This is a genomic window from Photobacterium sp. R1 (assembly GCF_054600795.1).
Map to the genome: position 1 here is coordinate 1 of NZ_BAAHZP010000237.1, position 356 is coordinate 356.

Sequence of the window (356 nt, forward strand, 5' to 3'; positions counted from 1 at the left end):
GTGAAAGCAGAGTTCGCAAGGCAATCAAAGCCAACAAAGCGCTGGGTAAACCCACTGATTTCTGGTCGTTAGCATTACCACGGGAAACAGAGCACTATGTCCCTAAACTGCTGGCATTAAGCCAGATAATCAAAGAAGAAAGTCATAGCTCTCTTCCTTTGGTATACATACCCAACAGCCCTGTATTGACATCCGTGACGATAACACAGCAAATGCCCCTTGCTCAGATTGCCAATGATGCAGGCCTGACCGGAAAAGCACTGTATCAGCTTAACCCGGGGTACTCCTCAGGGTTAACATTAAGGCAGGAACAGAGTCAGCTACTCATACCTAAAAAACAGCTCAATTACTTTTAT

Annotated in this window: 1 pseudogene; it reads left to right on the forward strand. The window is 45.5% G+C overall.

Features of this window, described 5'->3' with window-relative positions:
* A pseudogene (locus tag ACYP03_RS24840) lies at positions 1–356 on the forward strand (transglycosylase SLT domain-containing protein); the annotation flags it as partial.